The sequence below is a fragment of the Streptomyces bungoensis genome (assembly GCF_001514215.1).
GTDB classification, from domain to species: Bacteria; Actinomycetota; Actinomycetes; order Streptomycetales; family Streptomycetaceae; genus Streptomyces; species Streptomyces bungoensis.
The window spans coordinates 32316-48461 of record NZ_KQ948876.1 but is presented as its reverse complement, the minus strand read 5'-3'; the positions used below and the strand labels follow the sequence as shown (position 1 = coordinate 48461).

Annotated in this window: 16 protein-coding genes; 12 read left to right on the top strand and 4 right to left on the bottom strand. The window is 74.8% G+C overall.

Annotated features, from left to right (window positions below):
- Positions 1 to 52 precede the first annotated feature (52 nt).
- A complete protein-coding gene (locus AQJ66_RS33740; protein ID WP_061929754.1) occupies positions 53 to 1318 on the top strand; it encodes a hypothetical protein in 1266 nt (421 codons plus the stop codon).
- Positions 1319 to 1404: 86 nt separating this feature from the next.
- Here AQJ66_RS33740 and AQJ66_RS33735 read toward each other — a convergent pair whose 3' ends face one another.
- Positions 1405 to 2730, bottom strand: coding sequence for a PH domain-containing protein (locus tag AQJ66_RS33735; RefSeq protein WP_244163014.1), 1326 nt, complete (start codon positions 2728 to 2730; stop codon positions 1405 to 1407).
- A gap of 23 nt (positions 2731 to 2753) precedes the next feature.
- A complete protein-coding gene (locus tag AQJ66_RS33730; RefSeq protein WP_061929748.1) occupies positions 2754 to 3257 on the bottom strand; it encodes a PH domain-containing protein in 504 nt (167 codons plus the stop codon).
- 31 nt (positions 3258 to 3288) lie between these two features.
- Between AQJ66_RS33730 and AQJ66_RS33725 the strand changes: the two genes are divergently transcribed.
- On the top strand, positions 3289 to 4440 hold the full coding sequence (locus tag AQJ66_RS33725) for an NADH-quinone oxidoreductase subunit D (protein WP_061929745.1): 1152 nt from the start codon (positions 3289 to 3291) through the stop codon (positions 4438 to 4440).
- 29 nt (positions 4441 to 4469) lie between these two features.
- Here the strand turns inward: AQJ66_RS33725 and AQJ66_RS33720 are convergent, their stop codons facing one another.
- Positions 4470 to 5522 (bottom strand): SAM-dependent methyltransferase, encoded by a 1053-nt coding sequence (locus AQJ66_RS33720; RefSeq protein WP_061929742.1) that lies wholly within the window; start codon positions 5520 to 5522, stop codon positions 4470 to 4472.
- 118 nt (positions 5523 to 5640) lie between these two features.
- Here AQJ66_RS33720 and AQJ66_RS33715 point away from each other — a divergent pair, with 118 nt between their 5' ends.
- Positions 5641 to 6846, top strand: coding sequence for a sensor histidine kinase (locus AQJ66_RS33715; protein WP_061929740.1), 1206 nt, complete (start codon positions 5641 to 5643; stop codon positions 6844 to 6846).
- 93 nt (positions 6847 to 6939) lie between these two features.
- Positions 6940 to 7611 carry a response regulator transcription factor gene (locus AQJ66_RS33710; RefSeq protein ID WP_061929737.1) on the top strand — a complete coding sequence of 224 codons (672 nt, stop codon included), beginning with the start codon at positions 6940 to 6942 and terminating at the stop codon, positions 7609 to 7611.
- 24 nt (positions 7612 to 7635) lie between these two features.
- On the opposite strand, the gene AQJ66_RS33705 is transcribed toward AQJ66_RS33710, so the two are convergent.
- Positions 7636 to 8811 carry a threonine aldolase family protein gene (locus tag AQJ66_RS33705; protein ID WP_107119125.1) on the bottom strand — a complete coding sequence of 392 codons (1176 nt, stop codon included), beginning with the start codon at positions 8809 to 8811 and terminating at the stop codon, positions 7636 to 7638.
- Between the two features lie 172 nt (positions 8812 to 8983).
- Between AQJ66_RS33705 and AQJ66_RS33700 the strand changes: the two genes are divergently transcribed.
- The 8 genes from AQJ66_RS33700 (at position 8984) to AQJ66_RS33665 (ending at position 16144) form a co-directional block, all read left to right on the top strand.
- Positions 8984 to 9937, top strand: coding sequence for a Rossmann-like and DUF2520 domain-containing protein (locus AQJ66_RS33700; RefSeq protein ID WP_061929731.1), 954 nt, complete (start codon positions 8984 to 8986; stop codon positions 9935 to 9937).
- Positions 9937 to 10938, top strand: a complete 1002-nt coding sequence (gene panC, locus AQJ66_RS33695; RefSeq protein ID WP_061929728.1) for a pantoate--beta-alanine ligase — start codon at positions 9937 to 9939, stop codon at positions 10936 to 10938. The genes AQJ66_RS33700 and panC overlap by 1 nt, the downstream gene beginning before the upstream one ends.
- Positions 10935 to 12632, top strand: a complete 1698-nt coding sequence (locus tag AQJ66_RS33690) for an L-aspartate oxidase (protein WP_061929725.1) — start codon at positions 10935 to 10937, stop codon at positions 12630 to 12632. Before panC ends, AQJ66_RS33690 begins: the two co-directional genes overlap by 4 nt.
- Before the next feature lie 27 nt (positions 12633 to 12659).
- Entirely contained in the window at positions 12660 to 13637 is a 978-nt protein-coding gene (nadC, locus tag AQJ66_RS33685; protein WP_061929722.1) for a carboxylating nicotinate-nucleotide diphosphorylase, read from the top strand.
- A gap of 5 nt (positions 13638 to 13642) precedes the next feature.
- Positions 13643 to 14440, top strand: coding sequence for a type III pantothenate kinase (locus AQJ66_RS33680; protein ID WP_061929718.1), 798 nt, complete (start codon positions 13643 to 13645; stop codon positions 14438 to 14440).
- A gap of 211 nt (positions 14441 to 14651) precedes the next feature.
- The gene (locus tag AQJ66_RS33675) at positions 14652 to 15335 is read left to right on the top strand and encodes a hypothetical protein (RefSeq protein ID WP_061929714.1); all 684 of its coding nucleotides are present in this window, start codon (positions 14652 to 14654) and stop codon (positions 15333 to 15335) included.
- Positions 15336 to 15377: 42 nt separating this feature from the next.
- Positions 15378 to 15557 carry a hypothetical protein gene (locus tag AQJ66_RS33670; RefSeq protein ID WP_061929711.1) on the top strand — a complete coding sequence of 60 codons (180 nt, stop codon included), beginning with the start codon at positions 15378 to 15380 and terminating at the stop codon, positions 15555 to 15557.
- 155 nt (positions 15558 to 15712) lie between these two features.
- Positions 15713 to 16144 (top strand): BlaI/MecI/CopY family transcriptional regulator, encoded by a 432-nt coding sequence (locus tag AQJ66_RS33665; RefSeq protein WP_061929708.1) that lies wholly within the window; start codon positions 15713 to 15715, stop codon positions 16142 to 16144.
- The last annotated feature ends 2 nt before the right edge of the window (positions 16145 to 16146 follow it).

Below are 16146 nucleotides of genomic sequence, written 5' to 3'. Positions count from 1 at the left end.
TTTTTACGGGGCGGGGGTCCGCGATCCGCCTACTCGCGGTAAGTTTCTGGCCATGCCACGTGGACGCCACCGCCATTCCCCACCTCTGCACCGGCTGTTGCCTCCCTCGGTGATCGCCGGGGTCTCCGTCGTCTGCGCGCTGGGTCCCTGGGTGTTCTCCGAGGCCGCGATGGTGCGCACGCTGGCCGCGGCGGCCGCGGTGACGGCGGTCCTCGGCGCGGTCGTGATGCGGCGCTGGGACGCCCAGGCGGGCAAGCAGGTCGCCGACCTCACGCGCGCGCGTGCCAGTGACGAGTGGCGCTACGAGGAGCGGGTCGCCGAACTGGAGACCGACCTCGAGGAGTCGCGCGAGCTGCGCACCAAGCTCGAGCAGCGGCTGCGCGCCAAGCGCGCGGAGCTGGCCGGGCTGCGCAACGAGCACGCGGCCCTGCTGCGCCGCTACGCCACCGCCGAGACCGAGCGCGCCAGTGCCCTGGAGGGACGTCGGCTGCTGGAGATCGAGGCGGCCGAGCCGTCCACCTCCCTCGCCCTGCCGCCCGCGCGGAAGGCCGAGCCGGAGACCGGGGAGCCCGAGGCACCCGAGGGTGCCGGGACGGCCCCGGCGGACGCCGGGGACGAACCGGCGGTGTGCGCGGTGTTCTCGCCCGAGGGTTCCCGGCTGTTCCTGCGGGCCGGCGCGGCGCTGGCCCGGCTCGACCCGGAGGCGCCCACCAAGCCCGCCGAGCCCGAAGCGACGCGGCCCGAGCCGGTGCCCTCCGCGACGGGGACGCCCGAACCGGTGATGTCCGAACCGGCCGTGCCGGCCAAAGGAGCAGGCGCCGACAACGGCGCTGACGAAGGCGCCCGAGAAGGCGTGACGGCGGCTTCCGGGGCCGCCGGGGACGAGGGCGCCGCCCAGGAGGACGAGGGCGAGGGGCAGCCCGGGGCGGCCGACGGGCACGCGCGCGCGGCCGCCGCCCCCACGGCCCCGGCCGAGCCCGCGAAGCCCCAGGAGCCGCACCGGGCGGGGCACTTCACGGTGCCGACCGCGGTGGCCGTCGTACCGGCCGCTCCCGCGCGGCGCCCGGCGGTCGAGGGCGGGTTCGACTTCTTCGGCACCCAGAAGCACACGTCGTCCACCGCCCTGGAGTCCGTGCAGAACGAGGACCTGGCGGACGTCGTCGGGCAGGAGGCCCTCGCGCTGCACAAGGCGGAGACCGAGGGCCGGTACAAGCCCGCCGACGCCGGGTCGCGCGGCGTCGGCCAGGTCATCGACCTGACCGCGCACGACGAGACGGAACAGATCGACGTCCAGCGCCTGCGCACCGCGGCGTCCTGACCCGCCGTCACCCGGCTTACCGAGCCCGGCCCTTCCGTCAGGGGGCCGGGCTCGGTCGCGCAAGGGTGTGCGCGGCGGGGACCGGCTCAGGCCATCCAGCGGTCCGGGCGGGCGTCCCCGCGGCCGGTGCGGGAGCGGTCCGCCTGGGCGTACAGCAGCCGTGCGGCCTCCTCGGCGTCCCGCAGACGGGCCGTGACGGTCTTCCCGGCGCCGGTGTCCACGTGGACGTCGGCGAGCCGCCACAACCGCTGCCAGGGCCCCTGGGTGAGCCGCACGCTCTGCACCTTCGCGTGCGGGACCAGCGCCAGACGGCGGCGCAGCAGGCCGCGCCGGGCGGCGAACACCGCCCCGGTGACCGCCAGGCCCTGCCCGCGCCACCACACCGGGACGCACCGGCCGGCCCGGCGCGGCGGCCGGGACGTCCGCGCCGGCACGGTCACCCCGGGCAGCACGCGCGCGAGGACCGACTCGGCGACCGCGCGCGGGGCGACCGGCACCAGCACGGAGTTGTCGGACCCGGCCACGTCCAGCTCCACCCGCACCCAGCCGAGGCGCCGCCACAGCAGCGGCTCCACGATCCGCACGCTCTGCACCCGTCCCGGCGGCACGGTCTCGTGCGTGCGGTCGAGCAGCCCGTGGTCGATGCGCAGCCCGTCCGGGGACTCGGCCACCGACCAGTCGTACTCGGTGACGAACCGCCCGGCGCTCCTCGCGGCCGCCGCACCCAGCAGCGGCAGGCCGGTGGCGAGGACCGTCCACACGCTGTGGGTGGCCAGCCACAGCACGGGCGGTACGACGGCGGCGGCGCACAGGGCGCCCCAGGTGGTGCCCGTCAGCACCAGGGAGAGTGCCAGCTCGCGCGGGGGCACGCGCATCAGCTCCCGCGCCGGCGCCTCACCCACCGCGTGCGCCGTCTCGGGTGCGAAACCGGCGGCGCGCGCCAGCAGCTCCGCGCGCAGGGCGCGCGCCTCCCGCTCGCCCAGGAAGGCCAGTTCGTCCTTCTTCTCGGCCCCCACGACGTCGATCCGCAGCTTGGCGACGCCCGCCACGCGCGCGAGGAGCGGCCGGGTGACGTCGACGGCCTGGACGCGCTCGAGCCGGATGTGCGCGGTGCGCCGGAACAGCAGGCCGGTGCGTATGCGCAGTTCGGCGTCGGTGACCGCGAAGTGCGTGAACCACCAGGACAGGAAGCCGTACAGGCCGGCCGCCGGCACCAGCACGCTGAGCGCGAGCAGCAGCATGGTGCCGGTCAGCCGGGTCAGCTGCTCCTGCGCCGCGTTCGGGTCGTGCACGGCCCAGCCGGCGAGGACGGTGACCGGCGCCCAGGCGCGCCGGAAGGGCGTGACGGGGTGCAGCCGCCGCTCGGCGACGGGCGGCCGCGCCGGTGCGCCGCCGGGACCGGGACCCGGCAGCTCCCCGGGGCCGGCCGGCGTCGTCACAGTCCCGCCGATCGGGCCCCGCCCAGCTCGGTCAGCCGGTCGCGCAGCCGCTCCGCCTCGGCCGGGTCGAGGCCGGGGATGGCCGCGTCGGTCGCCGCGGCGGCGGTGTGCAGCTGCACACTGGCCAGCCCGAAGTACCGCTCCACGGGTCCCGAGGTGACCTCCACCAGCTGCATCCGCCCGTAGGGCACCACGGTCTCCTCCCGCCAGAGCACACCGCGGCTGATCAGCAGGTCGTCGGCGCGCTCGGCGTACCGCCAGGACCCCCAGTTGCGGCCCAGCAGCCGCCAGCCCCAGGCCGCGAGGGCCGCCGGGAGCAGCGCGCAGGCGGCCCAGGCCGGCCCCGCGAGCAGGCCCGGCAGCACGCCCGCCAGGAGGGCGAGCACCCCCGCCCACACCACCAGCAGCAGCCGGCGCATCCGCAGCAGGCCGGGCGGCAGCCCCCGCCACACCGGTTCGTCCCCCGCCACCCCGGTCTCCGCCGGGCTCCCCGTCTCCATGTGCCCAGCGTACGTAGGGGAGACTGGGGCCATGACTCCTACGACCCAGACGACGGTCGGGATCGGCGGCGCCGCGGAGAGCACCGACATGGTGCTCAACATCGGCCCGCAGCATCCGTCCACGCACGGCGTGCTGCGGCTCAGGCTCGTGCTGGACGGCGAGCGCATCGTGCGCGCGGACCCGGTGGTCGGCTACATGCACCGGGGTGCCGAGAAGCTCTTCGAGGCGCGCGACTACCGGCAGATCATCATGCTCGCCAACCGGCACGACTGGCTGTCGGCGTTCTCGAACGAGCTCGGCGTGGTCCTCGCCGTCGAGCGGATGCTCGGCATGGAGGTCCCCGAGCGGGCGGTGTGGACGCGCACCCTGCTCGCCGAGCTGAACCGGGTGCTCAACCACCTGATGTTCCTCGGCTCCTACCCCCTGGAGCTGGGCGGCATCACACCGGTGTTCTACGCGTTCCGGGAGCGCGAGGTGCTCCAGAACGTGATGGAGGAGGTCTCCGGCGGGCGCATGCACTACATGTTCAACCGGGTCGGCGGTCTCAAGGAGGACCTGCCGGCCGGGTGGACGGCACGCGCGCGTGCCGCCGTCTCCGCCGTGCGCTCGCGCATGGACGTCTTCGACGACCTGGTGCTCGGCAACGAGATCTTCCGCGGGCGCACGCGGGGCGTGGGGGCGCTCGCGCCCGAGGCGGTGCACGCCTACGGGGTGAGCGGGCCCATCGCGCGTGCCTCGGGTGTCGACCTGGACCTGCGCCGCGACGAGCCGTACCTGGCCTACGGCGAGCTCCAGGACACGCTGAAGGTCGTCACCCGGGGCGAGGGCGACTGCCTCGCCCGCTTCGAGTGCCTGCTGGAGCAGACCCACAACGCCCTCGACCTCGCCGACGCCTGCCTGGGCCGGCTCGCCGAACTGCCGCCCGGGCCGATCAACCAGCGTCTGCCCAAGGTGCTCAAGGCGCCGGAGGGGCACACCTACGCGTGGACCGAGAACCCGCTCGGCATCAACGGCTACTACCTGGTCAGCAAGGGTGAGAAGACCCCGTACCGGCTGAAGCTGCGCTCGGCCTCGTACAACAACATCCAGGCGCTGACCGAGCTGCTGCCGGGGACGCTGGTGGCGGACATGGTGGCGATCCTCGGGTCGATGTTCTTCGTGGTCGGGGACATCGACAAGTAGCGGCCTTCAGCGGGGCCCAGGGGGAGGGCTCAGGCGAGCGGGTCCGGGACGCCGACCGGCTGGAGCAGCCAGCGGAAGTCGCCGAGGCCGCCCGGGGCGGTGAGTTCGGCGGCCTCTCCGGCACGCGCGAGGGCGCGCACGTAGCCCGCGGGGTCCGTGGAGGCCAGGGCGAGCTGGGGGCGTGCGCCGGTGACGTCCAAGGCGTGCAGGGCGGCACGTTGCGTGAGCAGGCGCGCGGCGGGGAAGGTGCGCGCCGCGCTGAGCGCCCCATGCGCCCCGCGCGCCTCGCATGCCGCCGCGCACGCGTCCAGTGCCACGTGCGCCGTGATGTCGCACGAGCCGTCCGGCACGGGTGCCGTCTCGCGCCCCTCCCGGAACCCGGTGAGCGTCCCGAACGGGGGCCGCTCCCGCGCGGTGTGCGCGTAGTCCACGGCCACCGCGAGCCCCCGCTCCACCCGGCCCACCGCGGACGCCCAGGCCTCGTCCCGCGGCCGTCCGATCTCCGCGCGCAGCCCCCGCTCCCTGGGCAGCGGCCACCACCGGGCCAGCCAGTCCGCGTCCGCCCCCGACACCGGCTCGCCGAGCCGCTCGGCGCCGTCCGCCGCGACGAGCACCAGCCGGGGCACGCCCTCCGCGTCCACCTCGGCGACGTCCACGGGCACGTTGTCCAGCCACTCGTTGGCGAACAGCAGCCCGGTGACCGTGTCCGGGGGTTCGGCGCGCCAGGCGATGCGCGCGTCCAGGCCCGCCGGGCGCCCGGCCCGCTCGACGGCGTACCCGCGCGCGCGGGCGGCCACGTCGGCCGGGAGGGCGGCGAGGACGCCGGCGACCAGTTCGCCGCGACCGGCGCCCATGTCCACGAAGTCCAGCGCAGGCGGCCGCCCGAGCGCCTCGTCGACCCGGCACAGCAGCCGGGCCACGGCCCCCGCGAACAGCCCGGACGCGTGCACGGACGTCCGGAAGTGCCCGGCCGGGCCCTCGGGACGCCGGTAGAAGCCGCCCGGCCCGTACAGCGCCTCCTCGGTGGCCTCGCGCCAGCCGCGTCCCGCGCGGATGCTCTCCGCCGTCGCCCCATCCGTCACCGCAACAGACTAGGCGCACAGGTGATCACGGCCTCCACCTTGCGGAGTACACGTCCCGGGTGCGGATCGGCCCTCCGGTTGACCCCTGCACGCATCCCGTGTCCCTACTCTGGGTTACGTGCAGCGCCTCTATGACTTCCTCCGCAGGCACCCGACATGGGTCGACACCTTCTGGGCCGTCGTCCTGTTCGGGATCTCCGGCGTGAGCGTGACGAGTCTGAGCGGGGCGCCCGGTCACCACATGTCGGTCGCCGGGGGGCTGGCGGTGTCCGCCGTGCTCTGCGCCGTGGTCGCGCTGCGCCGCCGCTTCCCGGAGGCGATGCTGCTGCTGGCCCTGGCGGCCGGGCTGGCCCAGCTGGTCTTCGACCTCGAGACCACCGCGGCCGACTTCGCCATGCTGGTGATCACCTACACGGTCGCCACGATGGGCGCCCGCTGGGCCTCCCGGCTCGCGCTCGCCGTCAGCCTGGTCGCGGCGGTCCTGGCCCAGGTGCGCTGGCCGGCGCAGCACACCGGCTTCCTGGGGCAGGCCGCGATCACGGTGTTCCAGACGGTGCCGTTCGCGCTGGCCTGGGTGCTCGGCGACTCCATGCGCACCCGCCGCGCCTACTTCGCCCAGCTGGAGGAGCGCGCCGCCCGGCTGGAGCGGGAGCGCGAGGCGCAGTCCAAGGTGGCGGTCGCCGCCGAGCGCGCCCGGATAGCGCGCGAGCTGCACGACGTCGTCGCGCACAACGTGTCGGTGATGGTGGTCCAGGCCGACGGCGCCGCCTACGTCCTCGACGCGGCCCCCGACCAGGCCAAGAAGGCGCTGGAGACGATCTCGTCCACCGGCCGGCAGGCCCTCGCCGAGATGCGCCGCCTGCTGGGCGTGCTGCGCACCGGGGAGCACCAGGAGACCGGGGAGTACGTCCCGCAGCCGGACGTGGAGCAGATCGACGACCTCGTCGAGCAGTGCCGCAGCTCCGGCCTGCCCGTCGACTTCAAGGTGGAGGGCACCCCGCGCCCGCTGCCCAGCGGCGTGGAGCTGACCGCGTACCGCATCGTGCAGGAGGCGCTCACCAACACCCGCAAGCACGGCGGTCCGGACGCGGGCGCCAGCGTGCGGCTGGTCTACTTCGACGACGGGCTCGGCCTGCTCGTCGAGGACGACGGCAAGGGCGCCCCGCACGAGCTGTACGAGGAGGGCGGCGCCGACGGCCAGGGGCACGGCCTGATCGGCATGCGCGAGCGGGTCGGCATGGTCGGCGGCACCCTGGACGCCGGACCGCGCCCGGGCGGAGGATTCCGCATCAGCGCGCTGCTCCCGCTCAAACCGGTGCCCTAGCGCAGCCCTTACGCCCCCGCTGACCCCGCTGACCCAGGTCAGGCCCCCCGCCGACGGCGCGCCGCCCGGCGGTACGAACACGGAAGAGGACCCATGACGATCCGCGTGATGCTCGTCGACGACCAGGTGCTGCTGCGCACCGGGTTCCGGATGGTGCTCGCCGCCCAGCCGGACATGGAGGTCGTCGCGGAGGCGGGCGACGGCGTCGAGGCCCTCCAGGTGCTGCGCACCACGGCCGTCGACGTCATCCTGATGGACGTCCGCATGCCGAAGCTGGACGGCGTGGAGGCCACCCGGCGGATCTGCTCGCAGCCCGAACCGCCGAAGGTGCTGATCCTGACCACCTTCGACCTGGACGAGTACGCGTTCTCCGGGCTGAAGGCGGGCGCCTCCGGCTTCATGCTCAAGGACGTGCCGCCCGGTGACCTGCTGGCCGCCATCCGTGCCGTGCACAGCGGTGACGCGGTCGTGGCGCCCTCCACCACGCGGCGCCTGCTGGACCGGTTCGCGCCCATGCTGCCCTCCGCGGGCGCCGCACCCCAGCACAAGGAGCTGCAGCGGCTCACCGACCGGGAGCGCGAGGTGATGGTGCTGGTCGCCCAGGGCCTGTCGAACGGTGAGATCGCCGCCCGGCTGGTGCTGTCCGAGGCGACCGTGAAGACCCACGTGGGCCGCATCCTGACCAAGCTCGGCCTGCGGGACCGGGTCCAGGTGGTGGTCCTGGCCTACGAGACCGGGCTGGTCAGAGCCGGCGGCCACGGCTGACGCCGCGCCGCCGCCCGGGTCGGCCTACGGACGTGCGGCGCCGGGCAGCCGCGCCGCGAACCCGGCGACCGCGTCCCGTACGTCGTCCGCCGTCCACTCCAGGCCCGCGCCGGAGACCGTGACCTCCGTGAAGGCGAGGCCCGGACCGCCCCGGTCCCAGTCGTTCCCGAACAGCAGCACCGACGTCTCCTCGGCCTGCCGCACGGCGGCCTCCGCGACCACCTCCGGCTCGTACGGCAGCCACACCTGGAACTCGTGGGTGTGGGGCACCTCCGGGTGCACGCGCGCCCACGGCAGGCCGGCCGCCGCGAAGCCCTCGCGCAGCGCGGCGGCCACCACGCGCGCGTGGCGCACGTAGTCGGGCAGCCGGGGCAGCTCCCGCTCCAGGCCGACGAGGGCCGACAGCACGGTCGGGAACTGCTGGAAGACCGCGCCGCCGTACCGGTGCCGCCAGGTCCTCGCCTCCTCGACGAGCGTCTTCGGGCCGGCGAGCGCGGCGCCGCCGAAGCCGCCGAGGGACTTGTAGAACGAGACGTAGACGGAGTCCGCGAGGCCGGCGATCTCCTCCAGCGGGCGGTCGAAGTGGACGGTGGACTCCCACAGGCGCGCGCCGTCGAAGTGCACCACCGCGTCCCGCTCCCGCGCCGCCCGGGTCACGTCGGTCAGCTCCTCCCAGGAGGGCAGCAGGTAACCGGCGTCCCTGAGGGGCAGTTCCAGCATCAGCGTGCCGAACGGCTCGGGCAGGTCGCGTATCTCGTCCGCCGTGGGCAGCCGGGGCGCGCCGGTCACCCGGACCGGGCGCAGCCCGCTGACCTGGCTGAGCGCGTGCCGCTCGTGCACTTCCGGATGGGCGAGGGCGTGCAGGGCGACCGCCGGGTTGCCCGTCCGGCCGGCCCAGCAGCGCAGGGCGACCTGCTGGGCCATCGTGCCGGTCGGGAAGAACGCGGCGGCCTCCATGCCCAGCAGGCCCGCCACCCGCTCCTCCAGGGCCGCCACGATCCGGTCGCCGTAGATGTCGGCCCGGTCGTCCAGGTCGTGGACCCCGGGCGCGTGCTCCACGAGGTCGGTGAGGCGCTCGCGGATCGTGCCGCGGAAGCCCGCGCGCGACAGCGAGCGCCGCGCCTCCCGGTAGCAGGCCGCGCGCCGTTCCCGCACCGTCCGCTCGTCAGTCCGCTCCGCCTGGTCAGCCGTATCGCTCATGCCGAGGATCATCCCGCCCCGGCCTCCCGAGGTCAGCGGAATTTCCGCGCGGAGGCGGCGTGGGGAAACCCACAGCCTGTGGACGACCGGCCGCCGGCCGACCCGATAGCGTTAACATGACGAGAAATCGTCCGGTACCCAGAGCGGACTGGAACGGGAAGGCCGCCGTCGCGTGAGTACAGTCCACCAGCAAGACATCGAGGACCGCCCCGCGCGGCTCACCGTCGGCGTCGTAGGCGCCGGCCGCGTGGGCCCCGCGCTGGCCGCGTCCCTCCAGCTCGCCGGGCACCGCCCGGTGGCCGTCTCCGGGGTCTCCGACGCCTCCCGCAGGCGCGCCGAGACCATGCTCCCGGACGTACCGCTCGTCCCGCCCGCCGAGGTCCTCCAGCGCTCCGACCTGGTCCTGCTCACCGTCCCCGACGACGCGCTGCCCGGCCTGGTCTCGGGCCTCGCCGAGACCGGCGCCGTACGTCCCGGGCAACTGCTCGTGCACACGTCCGGGCGGTACGGCGCGAAGGTGCTCGACCCCGCCCTGCGCGCGGGCGCGCTGCCGCTGGCCCTGCACCCGGCGATGACGTTCACCGGCACCCCGGTGGACGTGCAGCGCCTGGCGGGCTGCTCCTTCGGCGTCACCGCGCCCGAGGAGCTGCGGCTGGCCGCCGAGGCCCTCGTCATCGAGATGGGCGGCGAGCCCGAGTGGATCAGCGAGGAGAACCGCCCGCTCTACCACGCGGCCCTCGCCCTCGGCGCCAACCACCTGGTGACCCTGGTCGCGCAGTCCCTGGAGCTGCTGCGCACGGCCGGCGTCGCGGCGCCCGACCGGATGCTCGGCCCGCTGCTCGGCGCCGCCCTGGACAACGCGCTGCGCTCCGGCGACGCCGCCCTGACCGGCCCGGTCGCGCGCGGGGACGCCGGGACGGTCGCCGCGCACGTCGGCGAGCTGCGCAAGCACGCCCCGCAGGCCGTCGCCGGCTACCTGGCGATGGCCCGCGCGACCGCCGACCGGGCCCTCGCCCACGGCCTGCTCAAGCCGGAACTCGCCGAGGACCTGCTCGGCGTCCTGGCCGACGGATCCGGCGGCACCGACGGCACGAACGGGACCAACGGCACCGAGGGGAACGCCTGATGACCACCGCCCTGCTGAGCACCGCCGACGAGCTGCACGCGCGCGTGCGCCGCGGCCGCCGTGCCGTCGTGATGACCATGGGCGCCCTGCACGAGGGACACGCCACGCTGATCCGCACCGCGCGCGAGATCGCCGGCCCGGACGGCGAGGTCGTCGTCACCGTCTTCGTCAACCCGCTGCAGTTCGGTGCCGGGGAGGACCTCGACCGCTACCCGCGCACCCTCGACGCCGACCTGAAGCTCGCCGAACAGGCCGGTGCCGACGCCGTGTTCGCGCCGTCCGTGGACGAGGTCTACCCGGGCGGCGAACCCCAGGTGCGCATCAGCGCGGGCCCCATGGGCGAGCGGCTGGAGGGCGGCTCGCGCCCCGGCCACTTCGACGGCATGCTCACCGTCGTCGCCAAGCTGCTGCACCTCACCCGCCCCGACATCGCCCTGTACGGCCAGAAGGACGCCCAGCAGCTCGCCCTGATCCGGCGCATGGTGCGGGACCTGAACTTCGGCGTCGAGATCGTCGCCGTACCGACCGTGCGCGAGGAGGACGGGCTCGCCCTGTCCAGCCGCAACCGCTACCTCTCGCCCGGCGAGCGCCGTACCGCCCTCGCCCTGTCCCGGGCGCTGTTCGCCGGCCGGGACCGGCACGCCGCGCAGGAGGCACTGCGCGCGCGGGCCCGCGAAGTGCCCTCCACGCAGGCGCGTGCCGAGGCGCTGAGCGCCATAGGGGAGTCCCGCGCGGCGGCCGACGCGCACGCGGTGGCCACCGCCGCGCCCGGCGGCCCGGCGGCCGTCCGCGCCGCCGCCCGGCAGGTCCTGGACGAGGCCGCCCGGTTCGACCCCCCGCTCGACCTGGACTACCTCGCCCTCGTGGACCCCGGTGACTTCACCGAGATCGGCGACGACTTCACCGGTGAGGCCGTCCTCGCCGTCGCCGCCCGGGTGGGCACCACCCGGCTGATCGACAACATCCCCCTCACCTTCGGAACCCTCGGAGCCGCCTCGTGACCAGCACAGGCATACGACTGCACGCACCCTCACCCGGTTGGTCCATCTCCGCGGACGTCGTAGTCGTCGGCTCCGGAGTGGCAGGCCTGACCGCCGCACTGCGCTGCGAGGCCGCGGGCCTGACGACGGTCGTCGTCACCAAGGCCCGCCTCGACGACGGCTCCACCCGCTGGGCGCAGGGCGGCATCGCCGCCGCCCTCGGCGAGGGCGACACCCCCGAGCAGCACCTCGAGGACACCCTGGTGGCCGGCGCGGGCCTGTGCGACGAGGAGGCCGTGCGGATCCTCGTCACCGAGGGTCCCGACGCGGTACGGCGGCTGATCTCCACCGGCGCGCACTTCGACACCGACGACGAGGGCGGCATCCACCTCACCCGCGAGGGCGGCCACCACCGGCGCCGGATCGCGCACGCGGGCGGCGATGCCACCGGCGCGGAGGTCTCCCGGGCGCTCGTGGAGGCCGTGCACGCGCGTGGCGTGCGCACGATCGAGAACGCGCTCGTGCTGGACCTGCTGACCGACGCCGAGGGCCGTACGGCCGGCGTCACGCTGCACGTGATGGGCGAGGGCCAGCACGACGGCGTGGGCGCCGTGCACGCCCCCGCGGTCGTCCTCGCGACCGGCGGCATGGGCCAGGTGTTCTCCGCGACCACCAACCCGTCGGTGTCCACCGGCGACGGCGTGGCGCTGGCGCTGCGTGCCGGTGCGGAGGTCTCCGACCTGGAGTTCGTGCAGTTCCACCCGACGGTGCTGTTCCTCGGCCCGGAGGCGGAGGGGCAGCAGCCGCTCGTCTCCGAGGCGGTGCGCGGCGAGGGTGCCCACCTGGTCGACGCCGACGGCGTGCGCTTCATGGTGGGGCAGCACGAGCTGGCCGAGCTGGCGCCCCGGGACATCGTCGCCAAGGGCATCACGCGGCGGATGCTCGAGCAGGGCGCCGAGCACATGTACCTGGACGCCCGGCACTTCGGGGCCGACATGTGGGAGCACCGCTTCCCGACGATCCTGGCCGCCTGCCGCGCGAACGGCATCGACCCGGTCACCGAGCCCATTCCGATCGCCCCGGCCGCCCACTACGCCTCCGGCGGCGTGCGCACCGACGCGCGGGGCCGTACGACGGTCCCCGGCCTGTACGCGTGCGGCGAGGTCGCCTGCACCGGCGTGCACGGCGCCAACCGGCTCGCCTCCAACTCCCTCCTCGAAGGCCTGGTCTACGCCGAGCGGATCGCCGCCGACATCGCCGCCGCCCACGCCGGCGACGGCCTCCACGCGCGCGTGCCCGCCCCCGTGCCGCAGCCCGGCAAGCCCGCGTACCCGCTGCTCGCCCCCGAGGCCCGGTTCGCCGTCCAGCGGATCATGACCGAGGGCGCGGGCGTGCTCCGTTCGGCGGACTCCCTGGAGAAGGCCGCGGACCAGCTCCAGGGCCTGCACACCGAGGCCCGGGACGCGCTGGAGGAGAACGGCAAGACCGCCGAGCCCGGCGTCGACACCTGGGAGGCCACCAACCTGCTGTGCGTGGCCCGCGTCCTGGTCGCCGCCGCGCGGCTGCGCGAGGAGACCCGCGGCTGCCACTGGCGCGAGGACCACGCCGACCGCGACGACACGAACTGGCGGCGCCACATCGTCGTGACGCTCCACCCCGACCGGTCGCTGGCCGTCACCACGACCGGCACCGCAGACTTCCCCCCCACCCGCTAACACCAGCGCCCAGGAGCAGTGACAGACGTGAGCACCGACGACCTTCCCCTCGCCCCGACCGGCGGCTGCGGCGACGGCTGCGCCTGCGGCGCCGAGGGGGACGAGGAGTACCTGGAGAGCGGGCTCGACCCCGCCCTCGCCGAGCTGCTGGCCGCCGCCGGGCTCGACCCCGTCGAGGTCGAGGACGTCGCCAACGTCGCCATCCAGGAGGACCTGGACGGCGGCGTCGACGTGACGACCGTCGCGACCATCTCCGAGGAGGCGGTGGCCACCGGCGACTTCACCGCGCGCGAGGCCGGCGTGGTGGCGGGCCTGCGCGTCGCCGAGGCCGTGCTCTCCGTGGTCTGCACGGACGAGTTCGAGGTCGAGCGGCACGTCGAGGACGGCGACCGCGTCGAGGCCGGGCAGAAGCTGCTGTCGGTCACCACGCGCACCCGCGACCTGCTGACCGCCGAGCGCAGCGCCCTGAACATCCTGTGCCGCCTGTCGGGCATCGCGACCGCCACGCGCGCGTGGGCGGACGTTCTGGAGGGCACGGGGACGCGGGTGCGCGACACCCGCAAGACCACCCCGGGGCTGCGTTCGCTGGAGAAGTTCGCGGTGCGCTGCGGCGGGGGCGTCAACCACCGCATGTCGCTGTCCGACGCCGCCCTGGTGAAGGACAACCACGTGGTCGCCGCCGGCGGTGTCGCGCAGGCCTTCAAGGCCGTGCGGGAGGCCTTCCCCGAGGTGCCGATCGAGGTCGAGGTCGACACCCTGCACCAGCTGCGCGAGGTGGTCGACGCGGGCGCCGACCTGATCCTGCTCGACAACTTCACGCCCGGCGAGTGCGCGGAGGCCGTCGGCATCGTCGGCGGCCGGGCGCTGCTGGAGGCCTCCGGCCGGCTCACGCTCGACACCGCGCGCGCGTACGCCGACACCGGCGTGGACTTCCTTGCGGTCGGCGCCCTCACCCACTCCTCGCCGATCCTGGACATCGGCCTGGACCTGCGCGAGGCGGAGTAACGGCCATGCTGCTCACGATCGACGTCGGCAACACGCACACCGTGCTCGGGCTGTTCGACGGTGAGGACATCGTCGAGCACTGGCGCATCTCCACGGACGCGCGCCGTACCGCGGACGAGCTGGCGGTCCTGCTGCAGGGCCTGATGGGCATGCACCCGCTGCTCGGTGACGAGCTGGGCGACGGCATCGACGGGATCGCGATCTGCGCGACCGTGCCGTCCGTGCTGCACGAACTGCGCGAGGTCACCCGGCGGTACTACGGCGACGTGCCGGCGGTGCTCGTGGAGCCCGGCGTGAAGACGGGGGTGCCGATCCAGTTCGACAACCCCAAGGAGGTCGGCGCCGACCGCATCATCAACGCGGTCGCCGCGAACGAGCTGTACGGCGGTCCGGCGATCGTCGTCGACTTCGGCACGGCGACCACGTTCGACGCGGTCTCCGCGCGCGGGGAGTACGTCGGCGGGGTCATCGCCCCCGGCATCGAGATCTCGGTGGAGGCACTCGGGCTCAGGGCCGCGATGCTGCGGAAGATCGAGGTGGCCCGGCCGAGGAACGTGATCGGCAAGAACACCGTCGAGGCCATGCAGTCGGGCATCGTGTACGGCTTCGCCGGGCAGGTCGACGGCGTGGTGGGCCGGATGGCCCGGGAACTGGCCGACGACCCGGACGACGTCACCGTGATCGCCACGGGCGGCCTGGCGCCGATGGTGCTCGGCGAGTCCACGGTGATCGACGAGCACCAGCCCTGGCTGACCCTGATCGGGCTGCGGCTGGTGTACGAGCGGAACGTCTCCCGGCAGTGAGCGACCGGCTGTGATCGACCGCCTCTGAGGACCGGCGCCCCCGTGGGCGCCGGTCCTCCGTCGTCGGCGCGTGGGCCGGGGCGCGCGGGCCGACCCCGGTCGGGGGAACGGCGCGAACGACACGCAGCGACAAACCCACCCTGATTCGTCACTTTTGTCCGATTAGCGATAGCGTCGCCGCATGCCCACGCCATACGGATCCCGCGGCGGCATGGCGTTCGGCGTGGAGGAGCTGCGTGTGCTCCGCCGCGCTCTCGCCCTCGCCCTCCACCCCGGCCGAGCGTCCGCCGAGGACGTCAAGGACTGCTTCCGCCTCGCCCAGTCCCTGGACGAGGCGATGCGCGAGGGGGCCCGGCTGCGCGCCTTCCTGGTGGCCGACCTCGGCCGGTACCGCGCCGCCCTGCCGGGCGCGGTCGCCGGCTACCTCGCGCTTCTGGAGGAGGCCCTGTGCGCCGGGCACCGGCCCACGCCGGACGACCTCGCCGCACTGCGGGCGCTGCGCGGCAACCCCCGGGCGGCCGCCCTGCTGGACCGCTGCCAGGTGCTCGCCGAGCAGGACCTGCGGGCCCGTTTCGCGCAGGGCGCCCGCACGGTCCCCGCCCCGGCCGTACCGCCCTCCCGGACGCCGCTGAGGGCCCTTCCCGGTGGCGTGGGCGACTCCCCGGCCTCCATGGCCGCGGAGCCGGGGAAACCGGCGCACAAGCCCGCTCCCAAGCCCGGCCAGACCCCTCCCGCGCGGCCCGCCGAGCGTCCGTCCGAGCGTCCCGGCACCGAACCGGCGGCCCCGAAGCGCCCCGTCCCCACCCCGGGCGAGGTCTTCCCGCGGCGCAAGCCCCCCGCCGCGCCGACGAGCCCCGCCGAGCCGTCGGGACCCCGCCAGCTCGCCGCCGGCTGAACCCTCGCCCCGCCCGCCGGACCCACTGGCTACCCTGGACCCATGGACTACGTCTCCGCGCTCGTGCCCCCGGTCGTCATGGCCGCGTTCTTCATCGCCTTGGTCAGGGTGATCGTGAAGACCCAGGGCGGCGCCGCCAAGGCCAAGGAGGACGCGGCCGTCGACGCCGCCCTCGCGCGCGCGGAGGGCGCCTCGAAGACCTCCGCCGGCGGCGACGCCTGACGTCCCGGGGCGACCGCACGGCACCTCCCGGAGGTGCCGTGCGTCCCTTTTGTCAGCGTTCGCAACCTAAACGCACGTTCGGCGGGCCATTGCCGGGATCTCCCACTATTGTTCTGAGCGTGCCTCGGCCCCTGGGAGAACTCGAAGACGCGGTCATGACGCGGGTGTGGAAGTGGAACCGCCCGGTGACCGTTCGGGAAGTCCTGGAAGATCTCCAGCAGGAACGGTCCATCGCGTACACCACCGTGATGACCGTTTTGGACAATCTCCATCAGAAGGGCTGGGTGCGCCGCGAGGCGGAAGGGCGCGCCTATCGATATGAGGCGGTGTCGACCCGGGCCGCCTACGCCGCCGCTCTCATGAACGAGGCCTGGTCGCAGAGCGACAACCCCGCCGCCGCTCTCGTCGCCTTCTTCGGGATGATGAGCGAGGAACAGCGCCAGGCCCTCCAGGACGCCGTACGCATCGTCCAGGGACCGGAAACCGCGTCGGCACGGGAAGCGGCGCGGGGCCGGGAAGGCGGGGAAGGCGGGGAACCCCGGGAAGAGCGGAACCCCGGGTCGGCGGGGGACACCGCCGGGCGATAGCG

Coding starts and splice junctions, on each gene's coding strand:
- AQJ66_RS33740 (WP_061929754.1), top strand. CDS start 53: ATGCCACGTGGACGCCACCGCCATTCCCCACCTCTGCACCGGCTGTTG.
- AQJ66_RS33730 (WP_061929748.1), bottom strand. CDS start 3,257: ATGGAGACGGGGAGCCCGGCGGAGACCGGGGTGGCGGGGGACGAACCG.
- AQJ66_RS33725 (WP_061929745.1), top strand. CDS start 3,289: ATGACTCCTACGACCCAGACGACGGTCGGGATCGGCGGCGCCGCGGAG.
- AQJ66_RS33710 (WP_061929737.1), top strand. CDS start 6,940: ATGACGATCCGCGTGATGCTCGTCGACGACCAGGTGCTGCTGCGCACC.
- AQJ66_RS33705 (WP_107119125.1), bottom strand. CDS start 8,811: ATGAGCGATACGGCTGACCAGGCGGAGCGGACTGACGAGCGGACGGTG.
- panC (WP_061929728.1), top strand. CDS start 9,937: ATGACCACCGCCCTGCTGAGCACCGCCGACGAGCTGCACGCGCGCGTG.
- AQJ66_RS33680 (WP_061929718.1), top strand. CDS start 13,643: ATGCTGCTCACGATCGACGTCGGCAACACGCACACCGTGCTCGGGCTG.
- AQJ66_RS33675 (WP_061929714.1), top strand. CDS start 14,652: ATGGCGTTCGGCGTGGAGGAGCTGCGTGTGCTCCGCCGCGCTCTCGCC.
- AQJ66_RS33670 (WP_061929711.1), top strand. CDS start 15,378: ATGGACTACGTCTCCGCGCTCGTGCCCCCGGTCGTCATGGCCGCGTTC.
- AQJ66_RS33665 (WP_061929708.1), top strand. CDS start 15,713: ATGACGCGGGTGTGGAAGTGGAACCGCCCGGTGACCGTTCGGGAAGTC.